Below are 25,906 nucleotides of genomic sequence, written 5' to 3'. Positions count from 1 at the left end.
GCATGGTGGGTATTACTGCTCGGACCCGATGGTGGGCAGCGGCGTTTCGGTGGCCTTGTTGTGGGCGTGATGCTCGGCCGACAGTTTCCTCATCAGCGGCAGCACGGCCAGCGCAATCAGGGTGCAGGCGATGCCGGCCCAACCCAGCTTGGCGAACAGCGAGGTGTAGATGGGCATGGTTTGCACGGGGTCCGTGATGGTTTCCGGCACGCTGGCCAGATTCGCCACGATGCCGCCCAGGTACTGCGAAATGCCCGAGGCCACGAAGTAGGCGCCCATCATGAAGCCGCCCATGCGTTCAGGCACGTAGCGCGCGATCATCGCCAGGCCCAGGCCGCTGACCAGCAGTTCGCCCAACGAAGAAGCGCCATAACCCCAGACCATGACCCACGAACTGGTCTTGCCGTCCACCGCGAAGTGGTTGGCCCAGCTGTAGATGAAGAAGCCGAGCGCGACCGCGGCAAAGCCCAGCGCGAACTTGGTGGCAATCGACATGTCCTTGCCGTTGCGGCCAGCCGCGTTGTAGATGAAGGCCAGCAGCGGGCTGAGGATGAAGATCCAGATCGGATTGAACGACTGGAATTGCGCCGGCGCCCAGTTCCACAGGTGGAAACCGAAAATGTCGAAGCTCGGGTTGACGTTGCGCAGCGCGAACAGATTCAGCGAGGTCGACATCTGCTGGTAGAACACGAAGAAGAACACCGTCTGCACGGTCAGTACCAGCGCGGCGATCAGGCCGGCACGCTCGGAACGTTCGCTGCGGCTGATCAGGTAGGCGAAGATGCCCAGCACCACGATGCCGGCCACGTACACGAAGATGCGCGCCACCGACTCGTGGCCCAGCACATAGGCGGAGGCAAACACCGCCAGTACGCCAATACCCAGCACGGCGCCGAGCTTGCCCATGTTGACCGGACTTTCGTCCGGCGTGGAGCAGACGTGGCTCATCGCCCGACGCATCACGAAATAATTGGTCAGGCCGACCAGCAGGCCGAAGGCGCAGACCGCAAACGCCGCATGCCAGCCCAGTTCATTGCCGTACTTGTCGTTGATGTAATCCTTGATCCACGGCGTCAGCAGCATCGAGATCGTCGAGCCGATGTTCACCGCCATGTAGTAGATGGTGAACGCGCTGTCGATCTTGGAATCGTCGCCGTCATAGATCTTGCGGACGAGGTTGCCGGCATTGGGCTTGAACAGGCCGTTGCCGACCACGATCACGCCGAGCGAGCAATACAGGAACCAGACGCTTTCGCCCGGCACCGCCATCAGCGCATAGCCGATCGCCAGGATGGTTGCACCAATAAGCATGGTGCGGCGCGTGCCGAGCACCTTGTCGCCGACCCAGCCGCCGATCGCCGGTGCCACGTAGATCAGCGCCGCCGCGGCGCTCCAGACCAGGTTGGCCTTGTCGTCAGGGAAACCCAGACGCTGCACCATGTAATACACGATGAGCGCCTGCATGCCGTAGTAGCCGAAGCGCTCCCACATTTCGATCAGGAAGACGGTACTGAATGACTTCGTCTGCGAGACGGGTGGGTTCTGGGTTGCCATATGTTTTCCGTGCGGGTTTCAGACCATGGCGGCGTGCTGGCACGCGCCTTCAACATGTGATCCTGAACGGACCACAACCGACGAAGCCTAACCTATTCGCCGTCAGCGTGTAGCTGCAGTGCGACATGACAACGCCCTGCCGCCAATGCTTGGCCAAGCGTGACCAGCGCTGGCCAACGAGTGCTTGTGGCATCATCAGGCGCCAGCCACTGCCTGTGCCACGGAGCTTGTCTTTCCATGCCTATCGCCGATTCGAACCTGTTGCCCCGGCGGCGACTCCGATAATGGCTGCCGAAGGATTTCGCGGCCCCAGGCAGGTATGGAACGCATTCCAGTGGTCCATGAAGGGTCTGCGGGCCGGCTGGAAGCACGAGGCATCGTTCCGGCTGGAGGCCTGCCTGGCCATCGTGATGGTTCCGCTGGGCCTGTGGCTGGGCCACGGCGGGCTGGAGAAGTTGGCGCTGATTCTCGCGCCGCTGCTGGTGTTGTCGGCCGAATTGTTGAATTCGGCGATCGAGGCGGTGGTGGACAAGGTCAGCCCGGAGTTCAACGAATTGGCCGGACGGGCCAAGGACATGGGCTCGGCGGCCGTGTTTGTGCTGCTGGTGCTGGTGGTATTGAGTTGGGCGCTGATCCTGGGGCCGCGCCTGTTCGCGTGAATTGACGGGTCACCCATGTCCACACGATTGCAGTGCGGGCCATGGGATGATCGAATGAACGCTTCCATCGGCCGGAGTCATCCATGAAAACCTTGCGCCTTCTTGTCATGCTGCTGCTTGTGCTGATGCTTTCGGGCTGTGGCTACAACGCGATCCAGAAACAGGACGAAGCCGTCAAGGCGGCCTGGTCGGAAGTGCTCAACCAGTACCAGCGCCGCGCCGACCTGGTGCCAAACCTGGTCAACACCGTGAAGGGCTACGCCCAGCACGAGGAAAAGGTCTTCGTCGAGGTGACCGAGGCGCGCGCCAAGGTGGGCAGCCTGCAGGTCAACGCCGATACGCTGAACGATCCGCAGAAGCTGCAGCAGTTCCAGGCCGCCCAGGGCGAGCTGGGCAATGCGCTGTCACGTTTGATGGTGGTCAGCGAGAACTACCCGCAACTGAAGGCCGATGGCCTGTTTCAGAACCTGCAGGCGCAGCTGGAAGGCACCGAGAATCGGGTCACCGTGGCGCGCAACCGCTACGTGCAGTCGGTGCAGCAGTACAACAGCATGATCCGCACTTTCCCCAACAACATGACCGCGAAGATCTTCGGCTACAAGGTCAAGCCGAATTTCAGCGTACAGAATGAGCAGGAAATCTCCACCGCGCCGAAGGTTGATTTCGGCACCGGTGCACCGGCACCCGCCGCCTCGACGCACTGATGATGGCCTGGCGTCTTCCGCGCCGGTGGCTGGCGCTGGCAATGGCCTTGCTGTTGCCGGTGCTGCTGCACGCGGCGGATGTCGCCACTCCCAGGCTGGCGCGGCATGTCACCGACCTCACCGGCACGCTGACTACCCAGCAGGTCGACCAGCTGGATGCGCAGCTGGTGGCGCTGGAGAAGGCCAAGGGCGCGCAGCTGGTGGTGCTGATGGTCGGCAGCACCGGCGACCAGGACATTGCGAGCTACTCGCTGGCCGTGGCCGAGGCCAACAAGGTCGGCCGCAAGGGCACCGACGATGGTGTGTTGCTGCTGGTCGCCAAGGATGACCGGCGGGTGCGGATCGAAGTCGGTTACGGGTTGGAAGGCGCGATTCCCGATGCGGCCACGGCGCGGATCACCCGCGAATACATCGCCCCGAAATTCCGCAACAACGATTACTTCGGCGGCATCAGCGACGCGGTCGGCGCGTTGACCCAGCTGATCAACGGCGAGGCGCTGCCGGCGCCCGTTCGGGGCTCTACCGAAGATGCCCATTCCGGACCGAACCTGCACAGCGGCCTGACAATCGCGATATTCGCGGCGTTGTTCATGCGTGGCATCTTTGGACGCGCACCGGTGTGGTTGCGCGCGCCGCTGGGTGCACTGGCCATCGGCGGCCTGCTGTGGCTGCTGATTTCGATGGGCGCCGGCCTGCTGGGAGCGCTGGTCGGTGGCGTGCTGATGCTGTTGCCGGGTGGCGCCGGCCGCTCGATCGGCGGCGGTGGCTGGGGCGGCTTTGGTGGTGGTGGCTGGGGCAGCGGCGGGGGCGGTGGTTTCGGCGGCGGCGGCTTCAGCGGTGGCGGCGGCAGCTTTGGCGGCGGCGGTTCTTCGGGGAGCTGGTGATGGCACGCATGCAGCGGTTGTGCACCAACCTGTTTGGCGGCTGGTTCCAGTTGCGGCGAAATTTCCCGACGGCGCTGCTGGACGAAATGGCGGCGGCCATCAAGGCAGGCGAGACCACCCATCAGGGGGAAGTCTGCTTCGCGATCGAGTCGCGCCTGGCGCCGCTGGCGATTCTCGACGGTCTGGATGCGCCGTCACGCGCGCGGCAGGTATTCGGCCAGTTGCGCGTATGGGACACCGAATGCAACAGCGGCGTGCTGTTTTACGTGCTGATGGCCGAGCATCGGATCGAGATCATCGCCGATCGCGGAATTGCGGCAAAGGTGACGACGGGCGAGTGGGACGCCGTCTGCTCGCGCATGCGCGACTGCTACGCCCGCGGCCAATGGCGGGAAGGAAGCCTTGAGGGCATCGCTGCGGCGCATGCCTTGCTGGCGCGGCATTTTCCCGATGATGGCCGTGCCAACCCGGACGAACTGCCGGACCGGCCCGTGCTGCTCTGAGGTCGTGCGCGCGGCGCGGGCCGCCGCCGCTCTTGCATCCACAAAAAAAGCGCAGCCCGAAAGGGCTGCGCTTTCTTCTTGCCTCAACCGTTACCGGTTCAGAACTTCTGGTTGTACGACACGTAGAAGTAACGGTCGATGTCGAACGACGGGTTGTACGGCGGGCTGCCGGAACCGGCCGAGGTCACGTTGTAGTAGAACGGACCCTTCTTGTCGAAGAGGTTGTTCACGCCAACGGTGAATACGCCCTTCCACGGTGCCGCGTAATGCACCTGGACATCGTTGAACGTGACCGAACCCTTCTGGCTTACGCCGAAGCCACCCAGCGACGGGTTGGTGTAGTCCGGCATGTTGCACTCGACCAACTGGCCGGGAACGTTGTTGTAGCAGCTGTCCTTCAGGCCGCCGAAGTAACGCATGGTCCAGCTGGCACCGAACTGCTTGTAGCTCCAGTCCAGCTGCAGGTTGGAACGCACGCGGTACATGCCGTCCTCACCGGACATGAAGCCGACCTGGTTGTCCGGGGTTGCGCCCGGGCCGCTGACCAGCTGGTACTTGCTGAGGTAGGTGCTGTCAGACGCGACGCGGAAAGTACCGATCGAGGTTTCCGGCAAGCGGTAGTGAATGCCGAAATCGTAGCCTTCGGTCTTCAGCGTGCCCAGGTTCGACAGACTCTCGTTGAGGTTGTTGATTGCGCCGGTGTTGTCGCGGGTGAAGCGACCGCAGAAGCTCGGATCGTTCTGCACGTAGCAGAAGTTCAGAATGCTGTTCGCATTCACGCCCGAGATGATGTTCTTCACGTAGATGTTGTAGTAATCCAGCGTGAAGTCGAGGCCTTCCACGTTATGCGGGCTGTAGACCAGACCGGCGGTGCGGGTGATCGACTTTTCGGGCTTCAGCTGCGCATTGGAACCGGACAGGAACGGGGTCGGCGTCTGACCACCATTGGTGCTGGTGATCTGCTGGCCGGCCTGGTCGAGCTGGCGATAATTGGCCGGCACGCCCGAAGCGGAGCACAGCGCCGCCACATTCGCGTTGGTCGACGATGCGCCGAACTTCGAGTCGCACGGATCGATGAACGACTCGAAGCTCTCGCCGGTGCCACCGTACAGGTCGCTGATCGTCGGTGCGCGGAAACCTTCGGCGAAGGTGCCACGGACCAGCAGGTCATCGAACGGCTTCCAGCGGAAGTTGTACTTGTTGTTGGTGGTGCTGCCGAAGTTGCTGTAGTGCGAGTAGCGGCTGGCAACGTTGATGCCCAGTTCCTTCGCACCCGGCAGATCGCGCAAGAGCGGCACGTCGAGCTCGAGGTAGGCCTCGTTCACGGTGTAGCTGCCGGTGGTCGGCGCGCTGGCGAGGTTGGTGGTCAGGCCGGCCGAATCGTTCGCGTCCGGACGGAAGGCGCCCTTCTCGCGACGATGTTCCACGCCGCCGGCGATGTTCACCGTGCCGGCCGGCAGGTCGAACAGACCGCCGGTGGTGTTGAGGGTGATGTCGTCGGTCTGGCTGGTCTGGTGCGAGGTGCCCACGGCACTCACGTAGTTCCAGACGGCCGGCGAGGTGCCGCCAGGACCGGCGAGGATGTTCCACGGCAGGCAACCGGCAGCACGATCAGCGGCATCGGCGCAGGCGACCTGGCCGTTGATCATGGTGGTGGCGCCGAGCGCCTTTTCCGCATTCGGCAGATAGATGTTGCCGGTAGTGATTTGGCTGATCTGGGTCTTCGAGTAGTTGTACGTCGCGTCCCAGCTCCAGTCATGGCTCAGGAACGTGAAATAGCCTTCCGCACCGACATCGATATGGGCCAGCTTGGCCTTCGACTTGGTCACGCGCGGCTGTTCGACCGTGCGGCGATAGAACTCCGTCTCGTTGCCCGGGAACGGGTTGTAGGCGTTGTTCGGATCGATGAACAGACCGTCGCCACGACCGGCCGCGGTCTGGAACGGATAACCGGCCAGCTGGCTGGAGGTGTCACGCACCGTGTAGCTGCCGGTGCCGCGCAGCAGGATGTTGTCGGTCAGGTTGTAGCGTTCCTGCACGAACAGGTTCTTCAGCTTGGTGCCGGCGCGGAACGTCATGTCGTTCTGGGTGGCGTACTTGTCAGCCGTGCTGTTCGGATCGTACAGGTGGTAGTTGGCGAAGTTGCCGCTGTCGGTTGCGCCGTGATTGATCACATAGTCATCGCCGCTCACCGGGTCGGTCACGCGGCCCCACGGACCGAGGCCCAGACCGTCTTCGGGATGGCGCGGGCCATTGGCATAGCGCGTCAGATCGCGCTTGCTGTTCATCATCGGCTGCGTGTCCTGGTAGGACGCGCCCAGGATCAGCGCCGACTTCTCGGTGCTGTGGCCCCAGGTGTAGTCGACGTTCTTCTGCTGGCCGTCACCCTTGCCGTTCTGGCCGTAGTAGACGTTGTATTCGGTGCCGTCGAAACGCTCGCGGGTGATGATGTTGACCACGCCGCCGATCGCGTCCGAACCATAGATCGAAGAGGCGCCGTCCTTGAGGACGTCGATGCGGTCGATGATGGAGACCGGGATGGTCGACAGGTCGGTCAGGCCGCTGAGGCTGGAGCTCCAGCGACGACCATTGACCAGCACCAGCGTGCGCTGCGAACCCAGGTTGCGGATGTTGACGTAACGGCCGCCAACGTCGGCGCCGGAGGACAGCGTGTCCTGCGGGGTGATGTCCGGGGTGCCGGCGGAGGGCATGCGGGCCAGGATGTCGTCGACATTGGTCAGGCCGGTGGCCTGGATCGCCTGACGATCCATGGTGAACACCGGCTGTGCGGTTTCCAGATCGGCACTGCGAATGCGCGAACCGGTGACGGTGACCGTCTCAAGCTGTTTGGCCTGACCTGCGGGAGCGGGTTGGGCGGGCGCGTCCTGCGCAGAAACTGTCCACACCTGCAACATCAACGCTGACGCAATGGCGCCAGCCAGCAAAGTCTTGTGTTTCATTGTAATGAGAAACTCCGAACAAAAACGGCCCATGAGCCGCGCACAGGGCGGCTCAACATGGCTTGGGGACGGCGCTTCTTGCCTGGGGAGGGCATCGGCACCACGGCATCGTCAAGCATGGGGGAAAGACGATGTAATCCCGACGTTAAGGCAATGTGTATTTGGATTGCAAGAAAAAACGAGTCGAAGCAGTACTTGCATCGCCGCGCAACTCCACGATGGTCGTAGGCAGGGCGTGATGTCGTGGCCAAAAAAGAAGGCGCCGAAGCGCCTTCTGAAGGTCATCTGCCATCTCGACTTCAGGGCGTGACACCGGGCCCGATGTTCTTGGCGAGGAACGCCTGCAGCACGTTGTAGAGTTCGATGTTGTTCTTCTCGCTGTAGAAGCCGTGACCCTCGCCCGGCTTGCTCATCCACTCATACGGCTTGTGTGCTGCTTCCAGTGCGGCGCGCATCGCCTTGGCATGGGCGAACGGCGCGCGCTGATCGTCCTCGCCGTGAATCAGGAGTACCGGCACGTCGATCTTGCTGGCCAGGTTGACCGGCGAATTCGCGGCGAGCTCGGCGGGGTCGTCACCCATCTGGATGCGCAGTGCATTGCGACCGGCCTTGCTTTGCTGCGTGTCACCCTTCTTGTAACGCATGGCCATGTCGTAGATGCCGGCATAGCCGATGGCGCACGTGAACATGCCCGGCGCACGAATCGGCGCCATCATCGCCGAATAGCCACCGAAGCTGCCGCCATAGATGCAGATGCGTTGCGGGTCGGCGTACTTTTCCGCGATGGTCCACTTGACGGCGTCAATCAGATCCTGCTGGATGCCCGTGCCCCACTGGTGATAGCCAGCCGCCTTGAAGTTGCCACCCCGACCGCTGGATCCCCGGTAATTCACCTGCAGGACCAGGTAGCCCCGGCTGGCCAGGAACTGCGCATCGTCGTCAAAGAGCCAGTCGTCCTGGACGTCGATGGGGCCACCATGTGGAACCAGCACCATCGGCAACTTGGCCAGCGTTGCACCCTTGGGGATGGTCAGGATCGCTTCAAGCTCCTCGCCGCTGCTGGACTTGAAGCGCAGCGGACGTCGCTCGGCCATTTTTGCCGGGTCGATCAGCGGCTGCGCCTCGAACAGCTTGATCACCTTGTAATTCGAGGTATCGATCAGGAAGTAGCTGCCCGGATCCCGATCGCTGGCCACGGAGAACAGCAGCTTTCCACCGTCTTCGCTGAAGTTGATGAAGTGCACATAGCTGCCGACGAATTTCTGGCTGAGCGCGCGATGCAGCTTTGCCGGCGTCGAGCTCATGTCGAAATAGCGGGCCTGCGGTATGCCTGTGGCCTGCACGGTGGCGAACGGCTGGTACGGGTAAGGCGTCGCCTCAATCATGCCGATGCTGCTGAAATTGTCGCTGGCCAGAATCTTGCGATCGCCGCCATTTTCATCCTGTTCAACCAGCATGTTGGGCCGACCATCGGTCGCATAGGTGGCATACAGGCGCTGACCATCCGGCGTGAAGAACAGCGGGTCGAAGCTGGTGCCCGTCTGCACGGCATTCATCTTGGCCCAGTTGTTGGCCTGTTGGTGATAGACGACGTAGTCCCAGTTGTCGTTTCGACCCGACGCGTAATGCGCCTTGCCATCAGGACCCACCGTGAACTCCATGCCGCCGACCTTGATCTGGCCGATCAGGCGGCGCGTGTTCTTGTCTGCGTCAACGTCGTACAGCGTGCTGTAATCATTGTTTTCCCAGCTGTAGGTGGTCATGTAGAAATGGCCGTTGGCCGGGCTGGGCTGACCCGCGACAAAGCCCCAGCCACGATCCAGTGCCCGCGTACCGGCGCGCGACCCGGAGCTGGTTTCCGGGCCGTAGAGATAATCCTGATGTTTGCCGTCGAAGTCGGTGGCAATCACTTCGCCGGTCGAGGAGGGCTTGTCGATGGAGCCGAGTTGCTTTCCCTTTTCCACGACCAGGCGGGTATTGCTGGCCCAGATGATCCCGACAGCGAGCTCGTACTTGGGCAGGCGCAGCAGGCTGACCGGCTGGCTCATGTGGGCTACGTCGTACACGGCCAGTGCGTGCGTGTCACCGTCGGCGAACGTCATGCTGACCGCCAGGTGCTTGCCGTCTGGCGAAAGCTTCGGCATGGACAGTTGCGCATGATGCGCAAAATTTTCCACCGGGATGAGATCGGCGGCGACACCAACGGCAGGCAGCAACATGCAGCCGGCGGACAGCAAGGCCCGCGAAAGATTACGGTACATGGATTTTCCCCTGTAGCTCCAGAAAGCGAGTTCGGTCACCAGGAGCGCGGCGGCCGAGCTGAATCCGGCATCCGTGAACAAACGCCAAGCGGCGATGTAGTTCCAGCCCTCCCCCGGCCCGGATACCCCCGCCACGATTCTAGTTCTTGCCCGGACTTCTGCGGAACCCCCTGACGACGTCGTCAAGCGCGGCATGCCGCTACACTTGCCCTTTAGCCCGTCCGCATGGTCGTCATGTCCCAGCCTTACGTTGTCGATATCAACCCCGTGGCGTTTCACCTCGGCCCGATCCAGGTGCACTGGTATGGCCTGATGTACCTGCTCGGGTTCTTCTTTGTGGCCGTGTTGGGTGAATACCGCCGTCGGCGCGGACGGCTGCCGGTCACTCGCGATGCGCTGGGCGATCTGCTGTTCTACGGCATGCTGGGTGTGATCGCGGGTGGCCGCATCTGGTACATGCTGTTCTACGCCGACATCGACTGGATCTGGACCGCGCCGCAGACCTTGTTCAAGGTGTGGGATGGCGGCATGAGCTTTCACGGCGGCCTGCTCGGTGTGCTGGTCGCCGGCTGGTGGTGGTCGCGGCGGCAGAAGCTGCACTTCTTCGACACCATCGATTTCGTGGCTCCGCTGGTACCGATCGGCCTGGGTCTGGGCCGGCTGGGCAACTTCATCAACGGCGAGCTGTGGGGCAAGCCCTCCGATGTGTCGTGGGCGATGATTTTCCCGCACGCGCCGGACCGCCTGCCGCGGCATCCCTCACAGCTGTATGAAATGATGCTGGAAGGCGTGGTGATGTTCGTGGTGTTGTGGCTGGTATCCCTGAAACCGCGGCCGCGTTATCTGATCTCGGGATTGTTTGCCCTGTTGTACGGCTGCTTCCGTTTTGCGGTGGAATTCGTGCGCGTGCCCGATCCCCAACTCGGCTACCTGTTTGGCACCTCGTGGGTCACCATGGGACAGATGCAGTCGTTGCCGCTGATCGCGGTCGGGCTGGTGCTGATCGCGATGTCCCGCCGCGCACCCACGCTGCCGCTGGCCGCTGAATCCGCGTAGGAACCCGCTCGCGGGCGATGCTCTGCCTCACATGACGGGAAAGCATCGCGCACAGGGTGCGCTCCTACTATCCTTGCCGGATGCGCGCTTATCTCGACCTGCTTCGCCACGTTCTCGACCATGGCACTGAAAAGACCGACCGCACCGGCACCGGCACGCGCAGCGTGTTCGGCTGGCAGATGCGCTTCGATCTGAGCCAGGGCTTTCCGCTGGTCACCACCAAGAAGCTGCACCTGAAATCGATCGTGCACGAGCTGATCTGGTTCCTGCGTGGCGACACCAATATCGGCTATCTGAAAGAACATGGCGTGCGCATCTGGGACGAGTGGGCCGACGCGAACGGCGATCTCGGCCCGGTCTATGGCGAGCAATGGCGCGCCTGGCGCACGGCCGATGGTGGCGTGGTGGATCAGATCGCCTGGGTGATTGACGAGATCAAGCGCAACCCCGATTCGCGCCGCTTGATCGTCAACGCCTGGAATGTCGGTGAGCTGCCGAAGATGGCGCTGCAGCCGTGCCACACGATGTTCCAGTTCTACGTGGCCGACGGCAAGCTCAGCTGCCAGCTCTACCAGCGTTCCGGTGACATCTTCCTCGGCGTGCCGTTCAACATCGCCAGCTACGCGCTGCTGACCCACATGGTGGCGCAGGTTTGTGGATTGGGCGTGGGGGATTTCGTGCATACCCTGGGCGACGCGCACCTGTACAACAACCACCTGGAACAGGCCCGGTTGCAGCTGAGCCGTGACGAATGGCCGCTGCCGCAGCTCAAGCTCAATCCGGCGGTGCAGTCGATCTTCGAGTTCACCTACGACGACATCGCCATCGAGGGCTACCGATCGCATCCGGCGATCAAGGCCCCGGTCGCGGTTTGAGCGACTGAGCGAGCAGGGTGGCATCGGCCTGTTTTTCTGTTCGGCGGCGACGCGGCATTCTGGATACACGCAGCGGTCTCCCGGCAAGCATGCCGCCGCCTTGGCGCGCACAGCCTGCTAATATCCCGGGCCATGGGCGGCACCCAGCGAACCCGCATACCGCCGCCGTGATTCAAGCCTTTCAAGGACCCTCCATGGCCATCTCACTGATTGCTGCACTCGACGAAAACTTTGCGATCGGCCGCAAGGGGCAGCTGCCCTGGCACCTGCCCGATGACCTGCGCTGGTTCAAGCAATTGACCACCGGCAAGAACGTGGTGATGGGTTACAACACCGCGTTGTCAATCGGCCGCGCGCTGCCTGATCGCGTCAACCTGGTGCTCAGCCGTCGGCATGAGGCGCCGTTTCCGGGACAGATCACCGTGCACTCGATCGAAGAGGCACAGGCGCGCTGCGACAACACCGGCTTGATGGTGATTGGCGGCGGCCAGGTGTTCAGCGAGGCGCTGCCGCACGCCCGTCGCATGTACCTCACCTGGGTCAGTGCCTCCATTGACGGTGCCGACACGTTCTTCCCCGGCGTGCATTTCAGCGAATGGACCGAGGTTTCGCGCGTGCACCACAAGGCCGACGCGGATCACGCGTACGACTTCGACATGGTGGAATACCTGCGCAACAGCTGACGCGCATGTCGGCCCGTAATTCGGCGGTCATGCACGTGATGGCCGCCGTCATGATCGACGCACGGGGTCGCGTGCTGCTGGCGCAGCGGCCGCCCGGCAAGCACCTGGCCGGCATGTGGGAATTTCCCGGCGGCAAGCTGGAACCGGGCGAAACGCCGATGGTGGCGCTGGCGCGCGAGTTGCGCGAGGAAATCGGGGTCACGCTGTTGCACGCCGAACCGCTGATTCGAGTGCCTTGTCATTACCCTGACCGCGAACTGGTGCTGGACACCTGGCAAACAACGCATTGGGAAGGTGAGCCACAGTCGCTGGAAGGGCAGGCATTGCAATGGCTGCCTCCCGAGCAGGTTGACCCGACCATGCTGGCACGCGGTGACCGGGCGATTCTGCAAGCCTTGCGCCTGCCTTCCCGCTACGCCATCACTCCGGCCGAGGTGCCGCCCGAGCAGGGTGGTGCATGGTTCGAACAACTTGCCCGGGCGATCGAATGCCATGCGCAACTGTTTCAACTGCATCTGCCCTCATGGCCCCGCGAACGCGTGCGAGAGCTGGCCGCTGCACTGTTGCCACTGGCCCGCCGGCACGGTTCGCCACTGCTGCTGGCCGACGACATCGAAGGTGCCCGAATGCTCGGCATCGGCGTGCACCTCAGCGGCCGTGTACTGGCCGCACTGAGCGAACGCCCGTTGCCGCTGGCGCAACTGGTCGGCGCCAGTTGCCATGATGCGACCGATCTGGCTCGGGCCGAACGAGGCGCAGTGGATTTCGCCACCCTCGGACCCGTGGCCGCCGATCCCAGCCATCTGCAAGTTCCACCGCTAGGCTGGACACGCTTCCAGGCGCTGGCGGAAGCCGCTGCGCTGCCGGTTTACGCTTTGGGTGGCCTCCGCCCCTCAGATGTCGCCCAGGCAAGAGCAAACAGCGGCCAAGGCGTCGCCGGCACCCGCGAGTTCTGGCCGTCGTAGGAGCGCACCCTGTGCGCGATGCTTTGCCTGGGACATTCGCGTCCAGGGCGGGCTCCTACGCGAGGTCGGGATCTGCGCCGCTGGGCCAGCATGGCTTTCGCGGCAATGGTCTCTCGATGAAGCTTCACTCAGGTCATCGGGCACTGCGCAGGGGACGCACTTCGCTGGCGGGGCAGGTCTATTTGCTGACAACTACCAGCGCTGGCCGCGAACCACGGTTCCGGGATATGGGGAATGCCCTGGCCATGTGCCGCATGATGACGGCCTCCAATACGTGGGGCGATGCGCGTCTGCTGTGTTGGGTGCTGATGCCCGATCATTGGCATGGCTTGGTTGAACTGGGCGAACGCGACAAGGTCTCGCTCGTGATGAATCGCTTCAAAGCTCTCTCGACGAAACTCTTGGCGGGAAGAGGCTGCATCAAGCCCGTATGGGCGCGCGGCTTCCATGACCATGCCTTGCGACAGGATGAAGACGTGATGGCCGCCGCGCGCTATATCGTTGCCAACCCTGTGCGGGCAGGCATCGTGCGCCGTGCGCTTGACTACCCCTATTGGAACTGCATCTGGCTACCGTAGGAGCGCACCCTGTGCGCGATGCTTTTGTGCGGGCATTCGCGCACGGGGTGCGCTCCTACAGATGGGAGCTTGCCAGCGTCAGATACCGCTGGTTGCAGCTCGGCGACCGCGCGATCCAGGAATGGCTTCGCCGTACATCGTCCATTGACCTGCATCTGGCTACCGTAGGAGCGCACCCTGTGCGCGATGTTTTGGTGTGGGCAATCGCGCACAGGGTGCGCTCCTACGAAGCGGCGCCCGACAGCGCCAGATAACGCTGGTGCAGCTCGGCGACGGCCTGATCCAGCGCGGCTTCGTCGCCGCTGTTGTCGATCACGTCGTCGGCGAGGGCCAAGCGATCGGCGCGGCTGGCCTGGTTGGCCAGCATGCGACGGGCCAGGGTGTCGTCGATGCCGTCGCGGGCGGTCAGGCGGGCAAGCTGGGTCGCTTCGGGGGCGTCGACCAGCAATACCCGATCGACCCAGCGATAGTGTTCGATGTTCTCGGCCAGCAGCGGGATGGCCAGCAGGCAATACGGGCCGCGCTCGGCCATGGCGTGATCGCGCAGCCATTGCTGCACGCGGGGGTGGATGATCGCTTCGAGCGTCTTGCGCGCGGCCGGGTCGGTGAACACGCGCTGGCGCATGGCGGCACGGTCCAGTCGACCGGAGTCATCCAGTGCTTCCACGCCGAAGGCGGCAACCACGTCGGCAAGTCCGGGGGTGCCCGGCTCAATCACTTCCCGCGCGGCGACGTCCGCGTCGTGCACGTGCACGCCAAGCGCCTCGAAGCGCCGCGTCACGGCGGTCTTGCCGGCGGCCACGCCACCGGTGAGGGCAATCACCAAAGCGGACGCACCGGCGTTCATCGCATCCCGGTCAAATGCAGATAGCCATCCAGCAGGTTCGGGCCGGCCACGAACCAGACCCAGCCGGCAGCGGCGATGAACGGTCCGAACGGCATCGGGATCTCGCGCTCATGCTTGCGCAGCGCGATCAGGGTGCCGCCCACCAGGGCACCAATCAATGAGGACAGCAGGATGATCGGCAGCAACGCGACCGGCCCCATCCACGCGCCCAATGCCGCCAGCAGCTTGAAATCGCCGTGGCCCATGCCTTCCTTGCCGGTGAGGAGTTTGAAGCCCCAGTACACGCTCCACAGGCTCAGATAGCCGATGGCGGCGGCGAGAATTGCGGTAGGTGGGCTGACGAACATCGGCAGCAGCGACAACAGCAGGCCCAGCCACAGCAGCGGGAAGGTCAGCTGGTCAGGCAGCAACTGGGTACGGAAATCGATGCCGGACAGGGCGATCAGCGTCCAGGTGAAAACCAGCCCGGCCAGGCCCATCCAGGTCGGTCCGAATTTCCACACGATCACGGCACTCAGCACGCCGCTGAGCAACTCGACCAGCGGGTACTGGATCGAAATCCTGGCTTGGCAATAGCGACAGCGTCCGCGCAGCATCAGCCAGCCAAACAACGGGATATTGTCCAGCGCCGACAGGGGATGCTTGCAGTGCGGGCAATGCGACGGCTCGCGCACGATGCCGGGTGGCAGGGGTTCGTCCTCGGCCTGCAGTTCCAGCACGTCACGGGCTTCGTGTCGCCACGCCGCGGCCATCCGCTCGGGCAGGCGCAGGATCACCACGTTGAGAAAACTGCCGACCAGCAGGCCAAGCACGCCAGCAAGTGCGATCCAGAGGGCGAAGGGAAGTTCGGGCATGCGTCAGCCTTGTGTTTCAGTGCCCTTGAACGGGGCAGGATATGCGGTGCAGTGCGCTCGCGCAAAAAAAGAGGCGGGCAGTGCCAGCCCTACGCAGCGTGATGCCATGGTAGGGCGAGCACTGCCCGCCGGTTGTGTGGATTTTTCCCGAAAGCTTAGAACGTGCCGGCGAGCTTGAAGATTGGCAAATAAAGCGAGATAACGATGCCACCCACGATGGTGCCGAGCACCACCATCATGATCGGTTCGAGCAGGGTGGCCAGTGTGTCGACCGCGTTTTCCACCTCATCCTCGTAGAACTCAGCCACCTTGAACAACATGTTGTCCAGCGCACCTGACTCCTCGCCGATCGCCGTCATCTGTACCACCATGTTGGGAAACAGGCCCGTTTGTTTCATCGCCAGTTGCAATTGATGGCCGACGGAAATGTCGTCGCGCATCTGCTTCACAGCATTGCCATAAACCACGCTGCCGGTGGCGCCGGACACTGCGTCCAAAGCTTCGACCAAAGGCACGCCAGCACGGAAAGTGACGCCCAGTGTACGGGCGAAGCGCGCGATGGCGGAGTTGCGCACGATATTGCCCATCACCGGCATCTTCAATGCCAAGCGATCTAGGAAGTGCGCAAACTTCACCGAGCGCTTTTTTGCCATGATAAACGAGACAATGCTAATGACAATGACACCGATGACTACCCACCAGTAGCTCTGCATGAAGGTGGACGCAGTGACTAGAATCTGGGTTGGCGCAGGCAGGTCAGCGCCGGCATCCTTGAACGTCTTGGCGAAGATAGGCACGACAAATATCAACATGATCAGAACGACAAGGAACACCACGGCCAGCACCATGATCGGGTAGAACATCGCTTTCTTGATCTTTTTCTTGATCGCTTCTGTGCGTTCCTTGTATGTCGCTACCGTGTCCAGCACGGTATCCAGCACACCAGAGGTTTCGCCCGCGTGGACCAGGTTGCAGTAAAGCTCGTCGAACTGCACGGGGTAGCGCGCGAGCGCTTCATGCAGCGCCGCGCCACCTTCGACGTTCTGTTTCACATCGAGCAGAATGTTCTTGAAGCGAACATTCTTCTGACCATCGGCGATGATGTCGAAGGCCTGCACCATGGGCACGCCGGACGCCATCATGGTGGCGATCTGCCGGCTGAAAACCGCCACGTCCCCGGGCTTGACCGTGCTGCCGGTAGAGCCGAACAAGGGCTTGGAGCGTTCCCGCACGGTCTGCGGGTTCATGCCCTGGCGGCGCAACTCGGCCTTAACCAGCGAGGCATTCTTCGCCGGCATGTCGCCTTTCATGCGCTTGCCGCGCTTGTCCAGCGCCACCCACTCGTAGGTAGTCAGCTTGCTGACTTCAGCGCGTTGCGCACCGAGCGCGCGAGCCTTGTTGATATTCGTTGCGGCAGCCGTAGCCATGCGCATGTTCCCCCAGTGGTCCAGTCCCGGCGCCGTCCCCCGCGGGCGGCCAACACGGTATCGGTGAAGCATATGTCATTTCTGCCCCGGCAAACCGTGGCGTCCCGCGCAAGTTGAATGCGGCGGCCGTCTCGAATCCGGGATTTATTCCTTGGTCACGCGGTCGATCTCGACCAAGCTGGTCAGCCCCTGTTTCACCTTCAGCAACGCCGAAGCACGCAGGTCGTTCACCCCGGCAGCCTTGGCCGCGGCGGCGATTTGCATGGTGTTGCCGCCTTCCAGAATGATTTTTTGAATTTCTTCCAGCATAGGCATCACTTGATAGATACCCACGCGACCCTTGTAACCATCGTTGCAACCATCACAACCGACCGCTTCGTAGACAGTCATTCCGGCGTCGATATCGGCCTGGCGGAAGCCAGCGTCGAGCAGCACCTTTGGCGGTAGGTCCATCGGCTTCTTGCAGTCGTGCAGGCGCCGGGCCAGGCGCTGGGCAATGATCAACGTGACCGATGAGGTGATGTTGTACGGGGCGATGCCCATGTTCATCAGGCGCGATACGGTTTGCGCCGCGTCGTTGGTATGCAGGGTGGACAGCACCATGTGGCCGGTCTGTGCCGCCTTGATCGCGATCTCGGCGGTTTCCAGGTCGCGGATTTCGCCGACCATGATCACGTCCGGATCCTGGCGCAGGAACGAGCGCAGCGCGCTGGCAAAGGTCATGCCGCGCTTGACGTTCTGCTGGACCTGGTTGATGCCCTCGACGCGGATTTCCACCGGGTCTTCCACCGTCGAGATATTGCGCTCGGCGGTGTTGAGCATGTTCAGGCCGGTATACAATGACACCGTTTTGCCCGAGCCGGTCGGGCCGGTGACCAGCACCAGACCGTAGGGCTTGTGGATCGCGTCCACATAGAGCTTCTGCTGATCCGGCTCGTAGCCCAGCTTCTCGATACCGATCCTGGCTGAGGAACCGTCCAGAATACGCATCACGATCTTTTCGCCAAACAGCGTCGGCAAGGTACTTACGCGGAAGTCGATCGCGCGTGTCTTGGACAGATTGAGCTTGATGCGGCCATCCTGCGGCACGCGCTTCTCGGCGATGTCCAGCTGCGACATTACCTTGATGCGTGACGAGATGCGGTTGGACATTTTCATCGGTGGGGTGGCCACGGTGCTGAGAATGCCATCCAGACGCACGCGCACCCGGTACTGGGTTTCGAATGGTTCGAAATGGATATCCGAGGCACCGCGACGAATCGCGTCGACCAGGATCTTGTTGACGAATTTCACCACCGGTGCGTCATCGGCACCTGCGGCGTCGACGCCACTGGTGGATTCGCTTTCGTCCTCGCCGCTTTCGAGATCCAGTTCGTCGAGGTCGCCCCCGCCGATATCCGGCATGGTATTGCGCATGGTGTTAAGCAGGCTTTCGATCAACTTCTGCAGTGAACTGCGATCCACCAAGATCGGTTCGACCATACAATTGGAGTGAAACTTGATCTCGTCCAGCGCATGTGACTGCATTGGATCAGCAATGCCTACATACAAGCGCTTGCCGCGGCGGAACAACGGCAGTGCCTGATGCTTGGTGATCAACGCTTCACTGATCAGATCCAGCGGCATCGTTTTGGTATTCAGCGCGGCCACGTCCATCATCGGCATGCCGAACTCGACCGATGCCACCCGCGTCAACTCGGCGCTGTCGACCAGGTTGTGATCCAGCAACCATGTGCCGAACGTGGCTTTCTGCTGCCCACTGTCCGCCATGGCCTTGCGGACCACGTCCTCCGCCATCACGCCTTCGGACACCAGCCGGCGCGCCATGCCGGACAAACCCGTAAGCGACGGTTGCAATTGAGATGACATAAACGGCTCGACCTTGCCCCTGTATGTAGCTGAATCTACCGCAGTCCGGCTCGCAGGTCATCCATTCCCTGCAATCAACGCGCAGCAACAAGACGCACCGCACAAGCACCACCGTAGGGTCGGCACTTCCCGCCATCCGGCTTCTACACCCCGTGGCGTACCGAGTGACAACCCGTCCGCCACCCGCATCCAGCCTTCAGGCTATGATCCCCAAAACACCCCGGGGAGCCACCTGTTGAACCGTCTCAGCATCATCCTGCCGGCCAAGAACGAGGCACCTGCACTGGCCGCTTTACTCCCGCGCCTGCGCGCCGCCCATCCCGACGCCGAGATCATCGTTGTCGACGACGGCTCCACCGACGAAACCCGCAGCACGTGCAAGGCCAGCGACGTCACCTGTCTCAGCTCCCCGTATTCCATGGGCAACGGCGCGGCGATCAAGCGTGGCGCGCGCGCCGCCATCGGCGACATCCTGGTGTTCATGGACGGCGACGGCCAGCACGACCCGGCCGACATCAAGCGCCTGCTCGATCAGTTGAATCACGGCTACGACATGGTCGTCGGCGCCCGCGACTGGGACAGCCAGGCCGGCGTCGGCCGCGGCCTCGCCAACACCTTGTACAACTGGCTGGCTACCCGCATGACCGGTCATCCCGTGCTCGACCTCACCTCCGGCTTCCGCGCCGTGCGCGCCGACAAATTCCGCGAATTCCTGCACCTGCTGCCCAACGGCTTCAGCTACCCCACCACCAGCACCATGGCGTTCTTCCGCAGCGCTTACGCCGTAGCCTACCTTCCGATCAAGGCCGCACAACGCGTCGGCAAAAGCCATATCAAGCCACTGCGCGACGGGCTGCGCTTCCTGCTGATCATCTTCAAGATCGCCACGCTGTATTCGCCGCTGAAGCTGTTTGTGCCAGCGAGTGGGCTGTTCTTTCTGGCGGGTTGTGCCAATTACGCGAGAACCTTCATCCAGGATGGTCGCCTGACCAACATGAGCACATTGATGTGGAGTGCGGCGGTCATCGTGTTCTTGATCGGGTTGGTGTCTGAGCAGATCACGGCGCTGACGTACCGCAGAGATACTTGATTGCCTACGGAAACGTTGCCGACACTGCTGGTGCTTGCTTCCACTTATCCTCGTTGGAAGGATGATCACGAGCCGGGTTTTGTACATGAGTTGGCGAAACGACTTACCAATCGGTTTCATGTCATCGCCGTAGTGCCTAGCGCACCCGGCGCTGCAGTACGCGAGACGCTCGATGGCGTGGAGGTGATTCGTTATCGCTACGCGCCGCGGCGCTTCGAAACTCTCGTCAACGATGGAGGCATCGTCACCAACCTGCAGCGACACCACTGGAAGCTGCTGCTGGTGCCCACGTTTGTATGGGCCCAAGCATGGCGAACCTGGCATTTGTTGCGTACCCGGCAAATTGATGTAATTCACGCTCATTGGTTGCTCCCTCAAGGGTTGATCGCAGCTGTGCTTGGCCAGTTATCCGGACGGGCTCCTCCGTTCCTGGTGACCTCGCATGGTGCCGACCTGTTTGCCTTGCGGGGAAAAGGCCTGAATGCGCTCAAGCGGTTTGTCGCGCGAAAGGCGGCGGCGGTTACCGTAGTCAGTGACGCCATGCGCGACGAATTGGCTCGCATGGGAGCAGACGTTGGCAGCGTAGAGGTGCAGCCCATGGGAGTGGATCTGGCCGAGCGATTCGTCCCTGATCCGGCGACAAAACGTTCCCACGACGAAATCCTATTTGTAGGGCGTCTCGTGGAGAAAAAAGGCCTCCGCCATTTGATCGATGCGATGCCGTCTATCTTGAGGGCACGCCCTTCCGCCCATTTGACGGTCGTGGGCTTTGGCCCGGAAGAGGCAGAGCGTCGAACACAGGTCGAAAACCTCGGTCTGCATGGCAAGATTCACTTCGCCGGCGCCTTGTCCCAAGGGGACTTGCCCGCTCGATATCAACGTGCCGCGGTGTTTGTGGCTCCCTTTGCAGAAGCATCCTCAGGCGACCAGGAGGGGCTCGGTCTGGTGTGTCTTGAAGCAGCCGGATGTGGTTGCCCGGTTGTCGTATCGGATTTGCCAGCCACGCGAAAAGTATTGCCGGAAGGCGCTGGGTGCATACGTGTTGCGCCGAGTGATAGCGCAGCCTTGGCCGATGCCGTAGTGGACGTTCTGACGCGCAGGGAAATTCATCTTTGTGGCGTCGAGGCCTTCAGGGAGAGCATTGCCGAAAGCTTCGATTGGAGAGTGGTAGGCCAAAATTACGCAAGTATTCTCGAGGCATGCATTGACCGTGGGTAACCAAACTGAAATTGATCGCAAGCCGCATATATCGAAGGACCTTCACTCGCGGAATCTCAAGGGCCTGAAGATCGAGCGGTTGCTGAATCTTGCTGGCCGAACTCAGCCCATGCGCTTGCTCGAAGTGGGCACGGGGTCGGGTGGCATTGCTCACTACTTCGGTACACATCCGAAATTGCATTGCGAAGTCGATGCAGTGGACGTTTATGACAACCGCCAAGTCACCGATGGCTATCGCTACCATCAGGTGCACGACACTCAACTACCGTTCGCCGACCAGTCATTCGACGTCGTGCTGACCAATCACGTCATCGAACACGTCGGCGATGAGAGTGCACAGCTTGCCCATCTGGCAGAACTGCACCGCGTGCTGCGTCCGGATGGAGTGGGTTATCTGGCCGTACCCAATCGCTGGATGCTGATCGAGCCGCATTACAAGCTGGCGTTCCTGAGTTTGTCGACTCCCCGTAAATCAGTGCCACGCTAAATTAGAGGTCGCCGGGTCATTTTGAACTCGGAACTCGGCGGGCGTCAGCCCGTCGAGGCTGTCATGAGGGATCTCGTTGTTGTAGTCGGCAACCCATCGCTCGGCCTGCTCGCGCACCTCGGTGAGATTGCGGAAGACGTGCATGTCGAGCACGCCGCGCCGGAAGCTGCCATTGAATCGTTCGATGAAACCGTTCTGCATCGGCCGGCCTGGCTCGATGAAGTCCAGCGTGATGCTTTTGCGTTCCGCCCACTCGGCCAACGCCAACGCAATGAACTCCGGTCCGTTGTCCAGGCGCAGCTTGGTGGGGTAGCCGCGCCAGGCGGCGATGCGTTCCAGCGTGCGAATGACGCGCGTGGCAGGCAAGTTGAGATCGACTTCGACCGCCAGCGCTTCTCGGCTGAAGTCATCGATGACGTTGAAGGTGCGGAAGCGCCGCCCGTCCCACAACGCATCGGACATGAAGTCGATCGACCAGCTGGCGTTGACCTGCTCGCCGGCCACGAGTGGTGACGGATGCCGCGTGGGCACCCGCTTCTTGCCGCGACGGCGGCGATTGAGCTGCATCAGGCAATACACGCGCCACACCCTCTTGTGGTTCCACACCAGTCCGCGCCGGCGGATCAGCTGGAACAGCTTGTCGAAGCCCCGTTCAGGGAAACGCTCAGCCAGCTCGGCGAGCAAGGCGATTACCACCTCGTCCCGATCCGGACGGCGCCGATACCGCGCCGTCGAACGCGACAGCCCTACCGCCTGACAAGCCCGGCGCTCGCTCCAGTCGTAACAGTCCATCAGCCACGAGATGAGCGGGCGCTTGTGCGCCGGGTCTACAACTTTTTTGCGATGAGATCCTTCAGCGCGTGGTTCTCCATCGCCAGCTCGGCATACATGCGCTTGAGCTTGGCATGCTCCGCCTCGACGTCCCGCAACCGCTGCACGTCCGACGCTTCCATGCCGCCGTACTTGGACTTCCATACGTAGTAGGTCGCGTCCGATATGCCCAGCTCGCGGCACACATCCTTGACCTGGCGACCGCCTTCGACCTGCTTCAACGTCGCGACGATCTGACTTTCGGTGAACTTGCTCTTGCGCATCTTCAGTCTCCTTGGGGCTAGTTTGCCCGGAGACCTCTGGTTATGCCTGGATCAAGATTACGGGGAGTCGACAAGTTGGCTGCCGCATGCCTGGCGCACGCCTTACCTTCGAATGATGGGCAAGGGCAGCGCATACGACTGCGAGCCCTTGCAGATGAGACAACTCGAGCAGTTGCTCACGGATGCTGGGCTGGATGGTCGCAACGTTTGCATCGACGCGCTGCGCGCCACGTTCGAGATTGAGCGTGCGAAATCTCTTTCGGTAGCCATCCTGCTGCACGTCCCGGACAGGGCGTTGCTGCCGTTGCGGCGGATCATTCCGACATTGATCTATCGCTTTCGACGCACGACTTCTGAGAACAGATGATCAAGCCGCAGCGCGTGGTCGTGCCAGGTGGGACGCGGGCCGTATTCAGCACGCGGCATATCCAGAAGATCCAGCATGCGCTCCGCGAAGCTTGCCGCATCGCCGGGTTGGACAAGGTGGTCGGGATTTCCCGCAAGCATCCAGCGCACCGGCGCGGTGTCCGTCGCCACGACAGGCACGCGACAAGCCATGGCTTCGCACAGTTTTGCGGGGTAGCTGTACCGACCGAAGCTGGTATCGGCGGTGACCACGCAGGCAACGTCCAGTGCGTTGATCAGTTCCGGAAGTTGCGCATCAGCCACGTAACCGGTGCCCACCACGCCCGGTTCGGCCAGTGCTTCCGGTGGAGGTCTACCACTCAGCACAAGCTGCAGGTCGGGTTGCAATGCTCGCGCCCGTCGGAATGCATCGAGCAGCATGGTGGTGCCTCGATTCCTGGCCCAACTTCCGACATAACCGATCAGACGTGCCTCGCTCGGTAGCCCCAGAGCGAGGCGGCATGCCTGCTTGTCGAACGGCCGGAACTCCGGGTCTGCAGCCATCGGAATAATCTCCACCGGGTGGCCGCCTCGGCGGTGCGACTGCAGCCGTTGCGCCAGCTGCGGGCCCGCCGCAGTGACCAAGTCGGCACCACGGATCGCTCTCCTCCAAAGTACGTGCAGGGGCAGATTCCACGGCATATACGCTTCGTAGTTGTCGTAGGCGTCGATCGCAACATAGGCCCCGGTAGCGCGGCCGAGTCGGCCTGCCATCCAACCGTAGTAGGTATCAGACACGCCCATGATCCAGTCGGGTCGGAATTCATTGGCATGCTGACTCAGCTTACGGTAGAGGCCGCTGATGCCGAGCGTTCGGACGTCCTCGTTCAACCATTCCACGCCTGCGATGCGGACACGCGAAGAGGAGAAATTCCGATGGCTGCAGAGCAACACCTGAACCTCATGGCCAAGTGCGGCTAGCGCTGCAGGGAGATTATGGAATCGGCCGTACGGGCGTTCGATGAGATCCCGCTGCTGTGGATGGCGCTTGCCAATGAAGAGAATTTTCATTGGGGAGAGAGTGCCTCGCCAATGATTTCGTTGAGGCCTGCGTTGAACTGGGACTGTCCCCATTTGCTGGAACGCAATTTCCCCGCCGCCGAAAGGCGTGCGCACAATGCGTCGTCCGTCGCGAGAGAGACGATGGCGGCGGCGATATCCGCCACCGACGTTGGGTCGAAAAATATTGCGGCATCGCCAACTTGTTCCGGCATGGCGTAGATGTTCGATAGCGCCATTGGACACCCGACAGCCATGGCTTCGAGTGGTGGAATATTGGTGGGGCCGAAGAAGGTCGGCATGACTAGCGCGCGTGCCTTTCGGTAGAAAGCGGACATGTCCTCCTCCGGGATGTAGCCGAGGATATGAACCCGGTCACGGAGATTGAGCTTGTCTATCGTGTCGAGAACCGTTGAATAAGCATTCTTCTTTGATCCGGCTAATACCAGATGGATGTCGGGGACGGATTCGATCGCCTCGGCCAGTGCTTCGAGCAAGCGGGCGTGGTTCTTGTGTTCCCAGAACTGCGCCGGGTAGAAGAGAAACTTTGGCGGCAGGCTGTAACGAGAGTCAAAGTCGATTGGGGACGTGTCGTTGATGTAGTCGGGAGCTACAAATGGCAGCACGTGGACGCGCTGGGCGGGCACCGGATAGGCTTCGAGCACGTGAGCCTTGCCGATTCGAGAGTCCACGAGAATGGCACGCGCGTTCGCGCACAGATTCCGGTAATGGCGTTCCCTACGCCAGTAGAGGCCCCAGCCGGACACTTCTTGAAACTGCCTTTCATGTCGGTGCATGAGGTCGTGGATTACGCCGATAGTCGCGCTGGGCAACGCATAGGTCAGCACATCCTGAGCGGGAAATATCCAGAGATCGCACCCTTGGCGCAACAGGAGTCGAGTCACCCTGTGGACGCGGGGGGCAAGCCTGTGCCAGAGAGCAATGGGAAAGCCCAGTCTGATTGCCAGACGAGTAGCTGGCTCGAACCGGCTTTCATGTAGGGCCAATACCTCGATATCCGGATGTTTGGCAAGAATGGAATGCCATGCCGGATGAGCTATGGCAACGACGACATCGTATGCGCCGCGTGGTAGTTCGGAAACCGCAGCCAGCATGGCCTGCGCGTATTGAAACGCGCCGCCACCCTCTGGCGGGAAACCCAAATAAAGGCCAATTCGATTCATCGTGCAGCGACGAAGCATGCGTTCCAGGTTTCCAGCCCCGGTTCGCCACCATCCATCCACGCTTCGAGCGCAACTCGCTTCATACCTGCGGACTCAAGCAGCATGTCGACTTCGGGCGCAAACAGATAGTGCATCGGGTGGATTTCTTCGATGGTTTCATCACCTTGTGGCCTGTCGACACGGATTTCGTAATGCACGTCGACGCGATTGTCGTTGGGGTACTGCACTGGCTTTGCGGTGCGGGTGATTTCGAGGCCGTCACCATTCAACTTGCGCACCCGCTGTCGGGGTGGGTCCGTCAGTACACCGGGACCATACCAACAGTCAAAGATAAAAATACCGCCCGGGCCAAGATGTGCCGCGGCGGTACTCATTGCTGCGGCAAGATCGGCGTTGGACGTCTGGTAACTCATGACATGAAACAACGCCAAGATGGCATCGAAATCACGCCCGGCGCGGAAGTCGCGGAGATCGCCCTGCATAAAGCTGAGGCCGTGTTCCCCAGATTGCAGATTGCGCTCTTCGGCCAGTCGCACCATGGCTTCACTGCGATCGACGCCGGTGACGGTGTATCCCAGTTTCGTGAGCTCTCGTGCGTGCAATCCAGTCCCGCAACCGAGCTCAAGGATTTTACTGACGTCCGGATGGTAACGGCGGATCAATCCGTCCACATAGGCCGCTTCTCTGGCATAGTCCTTGTCGCGATACAGCAGATCGTAGTACTCAGCGTATTCATCGAAGTTCTTCATT

The 25,906-nt window shown here is 61.8% G+C and carries 24 protein-coding genes; 13 read left to right on the top strand and 11 right to left on the bottom strand.

What is annotated here, in order from left to right:
• Positions 1-12: 12 nt before the first annotated feature.
• Positions 13-1,554, bottom strand: coding sequence for an oligopeptide:H+ symporter (locus ACVWWQ_RS06595; RefSeq protein WP_133951308.1), 1,542 nt, complete (start codon positions 1,552-1,554; stop codon positions 13-15).
• Between the two features lie 284 nt (positions 1,555-1,838).
• Here ACVWWQ_RS06595 and ACVWWQ_RS06590 point away from each other — a divergent pair, with 284 nt between their 5' ends.
• The 4 genes from ACVWWQ_RS06590 to ACVWWQ_RS06575 all read left to right on the top strand — a co-directional run bounded on the left by ACVWWQ_RS06590 (position 1,839) and on the right by ACVWWQ_RS06575 (position 4,304).
• Positions 1,839-2,213, top strand: a complete 375-nt coding sequence (locus ACVWWQ_RS06590) for a diacylglycerol kinase (RefSeq protein ID WP_099654003.1) — start codon at positions 1,839-1,841, stop codon at positions 2,211-2,213.
• Between the two features lie 83 nt (positions 2,214-2,296).
• The gene (locus tag ACVWWQ_RS06585) at positions 2,297-2,917 is read left to right on the top strand and encodes a LemA family protein (RefSeq protein WP_133951306.1); all 621 of its coding nucleotides are present in this window, start codon (positions 2,297-2,299) and stop codon (positions 2,915-2,917) included.
• Entirely contained in the window at positions 2,917-3,801 is an 885-nt protein-coding gene (locus ACVWWQ_RS06580) for a TPM domain-containing protein (RefSeq protein ID WP_133951304.1), read from the top strand. The genes ACVWWQ_RS06585 and ACVWWQ_RS06580 overlap by 1 nt, the downstream gene beginning before the upstream one ends.
• Entirely contained in the window at positions 3,801-4,304 is a 504-nt protein-coding gene (locus tag ACVWWQ_RS06575; protein WP_133951302.1) for a TPM domain-containing protein, read from the top strand. The genes ACVWWQ_RS06580 and ACVWWQ_RS06575 overlap by 1 nt, the downstream gene beginning before the upstream one ends.
• Positions 4,305-4,402: 98 nt before the next feature.
• On the opposite strand, the gene ACVWWQ_RS06570 is transcribed toward ACVWWQ_RS06575, so the two are convergent.
• Together ACVWWQ_RS06570 and ACVWWQ_RS06565 are read right to left on the bottom strand one after the other, a co-directional pair.
• Positions 4,403-7,264 carry a TonB-dependent receptor domain-containing protein gene (locus ACVWWQ_RS06570; RefSeq protein WP_133951300.1) on the bottom strand — a complete coding sequence of 954 codons (2,862 nt, stop codon included), beginning with the start codon at positions 7,262-7,264 and terminating at the stop codon, positions 4,403-4,405.
• Positions 7,265-7,563: 299 nt separating this feature from the next.
• Positions 7,564-9,525 (bottom strand): prolyl oligopeptidase family serine peptidase, encoded by a 1,962-nt coding sequence (locus ACVWWQ_RS06565; protein ID WP_133951298.1) that lies wholly within the window; start codon positions 9,523-9,525, stop codon positions 7,564-7,566.
• A gap of 234 nt (positions 9,526-9,759) precedes the next feature.
• On the opposite strand from ACVWWQ_RS06565, the gene lgt reads away from it, so the two are divergent.
• From lgt to ACVWWQ_RS06540, 5 genes are all read left to right on the top strand, one after another.
• Positions 9,760-10,581, top strand: a complete 822-nt coding sequence (lgt, locus tag ACVWWQ_RS06560) for a prolipoprotein diacylglyceryl transferase (RefSeq protein ID WP_133951296.1) — start codon at positions 9,760-9,762, stop codon at positions 10,579-10,581.
• Positions 10,582-10,661: 80 nt separating this feature from the next.
• Positions 10,662-11,456: a thymidylate synthase gene (locus tag ACVWWQ_RS06555; protein WP_133951294.1), complete on the top strand. Its 795-nt coding sequence runs from the start codon at positions 10,662-10,664 to the stop codon at positions 11,454-11,456.
• A 194-nt stretch (positions 11,457-11,650) separates the two neighbouring features.
• Positions 11,651-12,139, top strand: coding sequence for a dihydrofolate reductase (locus ACVWWQ_RS06550; RefSeq protein ID WP_133951292.1), 489 nt, complete (start codon positions 11,651-11,653; stop codon positions 12,137-12,139).
• 5 nt (positions 12,140-12,144) lie between these two features.
• Positions 12,145-13,104 (top strand): Nudix family hydrolase, encoded by a 960-nt coding sequence (locus ACVWWQ_RS06545; RefSeq protein ID WP_457383329.1) that lies wholly within the window; start codon positions 12,145-12,147, stop codon positions 13,102-13,104.
• Positions 13,105-13,220: 116 nt separating this feature from the next.
• The gene (locus ACVWWQ_RS06540; protein WP_133951290.1) at positions 13,221-13,682 is read left to right on the top strand and encodes an REP-associated tyrosine transposase; all 462 of its coding nucleotides are present in this window, start codon (positions 13,221-13,223) and stop codon (positions 13,680-13,682) included.
• A gap of 223 nt (positions 13,683-13,905) precedes the next feature.
• On the opposite strand, the gene coaE is transcribed toward ACVWWQ_RS06540, so the two are convergent.
• The 4 genes from coaE to pilB all read right to left on the bottom strand — a co-directional run bounded on the left by coaE (position 13,906) and on the right by pilB (position 18,679).
• Positions 13,906-14,529: a dephospho-CoA kinase gene (gene coaE, locus ACVWWQ_RS06535; RefSeq protein ID WP_133951288.1), complete on the bottom strand. Its 624-nt coding sequence runs from the start codon at positions 14,527-14,529 to the stop codon at positions 13,906-13,908.
• The gene (locus ACVWWQ_RS06530; RefSeq protein ID WP_099654012.1) at positions 14,526-15,383 is read right to left on the bottom strand and encodes a prepilin peptidase; all 858 of its coding nucleotides are present in this window, start codon (positions 15,381-15,383) and stop codon (positions 14,526-14,528) included. The genes coaE and ACVWWQ_RS06530 overlap by 4 nt, the downstream gene beginning before the upstream one ends.
• Before the next feature lie 155 nt (positions 15,384-15,538).
• Positions 15,539-16,810 carry a type II secretion system F family protein gene (locus ACVWWQ_RS06525; RefSeq protein WP_133951286.1) on the bottom strand — a complete coding sequence of 424 codons (1,272 nt, stop codon included), beginning with the start codon at positions 16,808-16,810 and terminating at the stop codon, positions 15,539-15,541.
• 144 nt (positions 16,811-16,954) lie between these two features.
• Complete coding sequence (gene pilB, locus ACVWWQ_RS06520; RefSeq protein WP_133951284.1) at positions 16,955-18,679, bottom strand: type IV-A pilus assembly ATPase PilB; 1,725 nt, start codon at positions 18,677-18,679, stop codon at positions 16,955-16,957.
• 235 nt (positions 18,680-18,914) lie between these two features.
• Here pilB and ACVWWQ_RS06515 point away from each other — a divergent pair, with 235 nt between their 5' ends.
• Genes ACVWWQ_RS06515 through ACVWWQ_RS06505 form a run of 3 tightly spaced genes read left to right on the top strand, consistent with a single transcriptional unit; the run spans position 18,915 to position 21,474 of the window.
• Positions 18,915-19,769 (top strand): glycosyltransferase family 2 protein, encoded by an 855-nt coding sequence (locus ACVWWQ_RS06515; RefSeq protein WP_133951282.1) that lies wholly within the window; start codon positions 18,915-18,917, stop codon positions 19,767-19,769.
• Positions 19,770-19,784: 15 nt separating this feature from the next.
• Positions 19,785-20,987: a glycosyltransferase gene (locus ACVWWQ_RS06510; protein ID WP_457383328.1), complete on the top strand. Its 1,203-nt coding sequence runs from the start codon at positions 19,785-19,787 to the stop codon at positions 20,985-20,987.
• Positions 20,980-21,474: a class I SAM-dependent methyltransferase gene (locus tag ACVWWQ_RS06505; RefSeq protein ID WP_457383337.1), complete on the top strand. Its 495-nt coding sequence runs from the start codon at positions 20,980-20,982 to the stop codon at positions 21,472-21,474. Before ACVWWQ_RS06510 ends, ACVWWQ_RS06505 begins: the two co-directional genes overlap by 8 nt.
• Here the strand turns inward: ACVWWQ_RS06505 and ACVWWQ_RS06500 are convergent.
• A protein-coding gene (locus ACVWWQ_RS06500) for an IS3 family transposase (RefSeq protein WP_133951280.1) occupies positions 21,460-22,568 on the bottom strand; the annotation gives its coding sequence in 2 pieces (ribosomal slippage) (positions 21,460-22,307 and positions 22,307-22,568; 1,110 coding nt in all). The two genes, ACVWWQ_RS06505 and ACVWWQ_RS06500, sit on opposite strands and share 15 nt — an antisense overlap.
• Between ACVWWQ_RS06500 and ACVWWQ_RS06495 the strand changes: the two genes are divergently transcribed.
• Positions 22,561-22,935: a hypothetical protein gene (locus ACVWWQ_RS06495; protein ID WP_208321630.1), complete on the top strand. Its 375-nt coding sequence runs from the start codon at positions 22,561-22,563 to the stop codon at positions 22,933-22,935. The two genes, ACVWWQ_RS06500 and ACVWWQ_RS06495, sit on opposite strands and share 8 nt — an antisense overlap.
• On the opposite strand, the gene ACVWWQ_RS06490 is transcribed toward ACVWWQ_RS06495, so the two are convergent.
• Genes ACVWWQ_RS06490 through ACVWWQ_RS06480 form a run of 3 tightly spaced genes read right to left on the bottom strand, consistent with a single transcriptional unit; the run spans position 22,899 to position 25,905 of the window.
• Positions 22,899-23,984, bottom strand: coding sequence for a glycosyltransferase family 4 protein (locus ACVWWQ_RS06490; protein ID WP_133951278.1), 1,086 nt, complete (start codon positions 23,982-23,984; stop codon positions 22,899-22,901). The two genes, ACVWWQ_RS06495 and ACVWWQ_RS06490, sit on opposite strands and share 37 nt — an antisense overlap.
• A complete protein-coding gene (locus tag ACVWWQ_RS06485) occupies positions 23,981-25,174 on the bottom strand; it encodes a glycosyltransferase family 4 protein (protein WP_208321629.1) in 1,194 nt (397 codons plus the stop codon). Before ACVWWQ_RS06485 ends, ACVWWQ_RS06490 begins: the two co-directional genes overlap by 4 nt.
• Entirely contained in the window at positions 25,153-25,905 is a 753-nt protein-coding gene (locus ACVWWQ_RS06480) for a class I SAM-dependent methyltransferase (protein WP_133951276.1), read from the bottom strand. The genes ACVWWQ_RS06485 and ACVWWQ_RS06480 overlap by 22 nt, the downstream gene beginning before the upstream one ends.
• Position 25,906 lies beyond the last annotated feature (1 nt).

This window comes from Rhodanobacter sp. TND4EL1, assembly GCF_054061035.1.
The sequence above is the reverse complement of the archived record's forward strand: the minus strand, read 5'-3'. Positions and strand labels throughout refer to the sequence as shown.

What these genes read in the sequence shown, in the direction of transcription:
- coaE (WP_133951288.1), bottom strand. Translation starts at nt 14,529, where the DNA reads ATGAACGCCGGTGCGTCCGCTTTGGTGATTGCCCTCACCGGTGGCGTG.
- ACVWWQ_RS06590 (WP_099654003.1), top strand. Translation starts at nt 1,839, where the DNA reads ATGGCTGCCGAAGGATTTCGCGGCCCCAGGCAGGTATGGAACGCATTC.
- ACVWWQ_RS06480 (WP_133951276.1), bottom strand. Translation starts at nt 25,905, where the DNA reads ATGAAGAACTTCGATGAATACGCTGAGTACTACGATCTGCTGTATCGC.
- ACVWWQ_RS06540 (WP_133951290.1), top strand. Translation starts at nt 13,221, where the DNA reads ATGAAGCTTCACTCAGGTCATCGGGCACTGCGCAGGGGACGCACTTCG.
- ACVWWQ_RS06490 (WP_133951278.1), bottom strand. Translation starts at nt 23,984, where the DNA reads ATGAAAATTCTCTTCATTGGCAAGCGCCATCCACAGCAGCGGGATCTC.
- ACVWWQ_RS06565 (WP_133951298.1), bottom strand. Translation starts at nt 9,525, where the DNA reads ATGTACCGTAATCTTTCGCGGGCCTTGCTGTCCGCCGGCTGCATGTTG.
- ACVWWQ_RS06570 (WP_133951300.1), bottom strand. Translation starts at nt 7,264, where the DNA reads ATGAAACACAAGACTTTGCTGGCTGGCGCCATTGCGTCAGCGTTGATG.
- ACVWWQ_RS06485 (WP_208321629.1), bottom strand. Translation starts at nt 25,174, where the DNA reads ATGCTTCGTCGCTGCACGATGAATCGAATTGGCCTTTATTTGGGTTTC.
- ACVWWQ_RS06575 (WP_133951302.1), top strand. Translation starts at nt 3,801, where the DNA reads ATGGCACGCATGCAGCGGTTGTGCACCAACCTGTTTGGCGGCTGGTTC.
- ACVWWQ_RS06550 (WP_133951292.1), top strand. Translation starts at nt 11,651, where the DNA reads ATGGCCATCTCACTGATTGCTGCACTCGACGAAAACTTTGCGATCGGC.
- ACVWWQ_RS06525 (WP_133951286.1), bottom strand. Translation starts at nt 16,810, where the DNA reads ATGGCTACGGCTGCCGCAACGAATATCAACAAGGCTCGCGCGCTCGGT.
- ACVWWQ_RS06585 (WP_133951306.1), top strand. Translation starts at nt 2,297, where the DNA reads ATGAAAACCTTGCGCCTTCTTGTCATGCTGCTGCTTGTGCTGATGCTT.
- lgt (WP_133951296.1), top strand. Translation starts at nt 9,760, where the DNA reads ATGTCCCAGCCTTACGTTGTCGATATCAACCCCGTGGCGTTTCACCTC.
- pilB (WP_133951284.1), bottom strand. Translation starts at nt 18,679, where the DNA reads ATGTCATCTCAATTGCAACCGTCGCTTACGGGTTTGTCCGGCATGGCG.
- ACVWWQ_RS06580 (WP_133951304.1), top strand. Translation starts at nt 2,917, where the DNA reads ATGATGGCCTGGCGTCTTCCGCGCCGGTGGCTGGCGCTGGCAATGGCC.
- ACVWWQ_RS06595 (WP_133951308.1), bottom strand. Translation starts at nt 1,554, where the DNA reads ATGGCAACCCAGAACCCACCCGTCTCGCAGACGAAGTCATTCAGTACC.
- ACVWWQ_RS06545 (WP_457383329.1), top strand. Translation starts at nt 12,145, where the DNA reads ATGTCGGCCCGTAATTCGGCGGTCATGCACGTGATGGCCGCCGTCATG.
- ACVWWQ_RS06530 (WP_099654012.1), bottom strand. Translation starts at nt 15,383, where the DNA reads ATGCCCGAACTTCCCTTCGCCCTCTGGATCGCACTTGCTGGCGTGCTT.
- ACVWWQ_RS06555 (WP_133951294.1), top strand. Translation starts at nt 10,662, where the DNA reads ATGCGCGCTTATCTCGACCTGCTTCGCCACGTTCTCGACCATGGCACT.